The following is a 1754-nucleotide window of genomic DNA, read 5'->3' as shown; positions in this document are numbered from 1 at the left end:
GGCATCAGGTTGTGTCGCCGCACGTGCCTCGAACTGCCCATGGATCAGCGCATTGTCGGCGTAGACCACATCGGAGGCATTCCAGGTTTCCAGCAACTGGCGACGCTCCGTCGGCGGTAACACCGCCAGGCTTTGCACCGGCTGGTGCGGTGCATGTTCCAGTGCATCGAAGAGACTGCGCAGCGCAACGTGCATGTAGTCACAGATGCGTTGCGCCCCGATCCGCGCCTCGACCAGTGCCGTCAGGCTGAAGCCGTCCCCGAGGTCATCGACGTTCATTGTCAGCGGGTAGTTGGTACGTTCTTCGCTGGACAGCATCTGCATGCCGTTCCAGGCCGACAACAACGCATCCGTCACCTCGATCGAGCTGTGCCGGTAATTGAGCAACGCGCTGAACAGTGGTGTCGACGAAGCCACGCTGCTGCAACGCTGGGCCAGGGCCAGGGAGGCATGCTCATGGGCCAGCATCGCGGTCAGCCGTGCGTGGGTCATCTTCACCGCATCACGCACACTTTGCTCGCCCACCGAAACGCATATCGGCAAGGTGTTGATGAACATCCCCAGCGCCCGATCAGCACCGTCGCCACCCTGCATGCGGCCTAACAGAACCGTGCCGAACACTACGTTCTCCTGACCGGATGCCAGGGCCATGACCCGGCCCCATGCCAAGTGAATCAGGCTCGCGGCACTCACGCCCAGGCGCCGGGCCTGACTGCGCAGCCCCAGGCTCAAAGCCTCATCGACTGCAACCGTCACTTCTTCGATGCCACGCCCGTCCCCCTGGACCTGTGCCAGTCCGAACGCCAGCGTCGGCTCATCGATCCCGCCGAGCATCTGGCGGAAAAATGCTTCGTGTTCCGCCTCGCTCGTTCCCAGACGTGCCTGGGCCACATAGTTGCGATAAGGCACCGGATCGACCAGTTGTCCGGCCTCGCCCATCAGGTGCGCCTGCATTTCCTGTTGCACAACCTCCAGCGCGGTATGGTCCAGCGCCATGTGGTGGAACAGCAGGATCGCCACCCAGCGGTCATGGGCCTCATCCTGGGCGTAGACCAACTGCAGCATCGGCGCACGGCGCAGGTCCAGGCGGTAGTGGCGTGCATCGAAGCGGCTCGCCAGTTGTGTGGCGACATCACCGGCCGTGGCATCGGCCTCGAAGCGCTGCGGCGCCAGCTTCGCGTGGCGCCAGACCAACTGCAGCGGTTCGTCCAGGCCTTCCCAGGCCACGCTGGTGCGCAGGATGTCGTGGCGGTCGATCACCACCTGCAACGCCTCGACGAATGCTTCGAGGCGTTCGCGGTTGTCGAAGGCGAACTGCGATTGGAGCACGTAGGGATCGCCCTGCTCCGCCGCCAGATGGTGATAGAGAATCCCTTCCTGCAACGGCGCCAGCGGGTAGATGTCCTGCACATTACGGGCACCGCCCGGCACCGTCGCCATCAGGCGATCGATCGTGTCCTGGGTCAGGTCGACCAGCGGCAACATATCCGGAGTGATGTGTTCACAATCCAGTGGAATCAGGTTTTCGGGGACCGTAATCTCCTTGCCACTGCCGATGGCCGCGGCCAGCGCCGCCAGGGTCGGCTGGCTGAACAGCACCCGCACATCGGCACTCAGGCCGACCTGGCGCATGCGCTCGATCAGGCTCACCGCCAGCAGCGAGTGACCGCCCAGTTCGAAGAAGTGGTCGTGACGACCCACCTGCTCGACCTTGAGCACCTCGGCCCAGAGCCGGGCCAGGGTCTGTTCCACTT

1 protein-coding gene is annotated in these 1754 nt (G+C 63.9%); it reads right to left on the bottom strand.

All coding sequences use genetic code 11. The annotated features are described in order from the left end of the window. Positions 1 to 1754, bottom strand: a 1754-nt coding sequence (locus BLP82_RS29860; RefSeq protein WP_256576694.1) for a condensation domain-containing protein, incomplete at both ends; no start/stop codon positions are given.

The sequence above is a fragment of the Pseudomonas sp. NFACC37-1 genome (genome assembly GCF_900101575.1).
In the GTDB taxonomy this organism is placed as follows: domain Bacteria; phylum Pseudomonadota; class Gammaproteobacteria; order Pseudomonadales; family Pseudomonadaceae; genus Aquipseudomonas; species Aquipseudomonas fluorescens_AA.
Note: the sequence above shows the minus strand (reverse complement) of the source record. Positions and strands in the feature narration are given on the sequence as shown.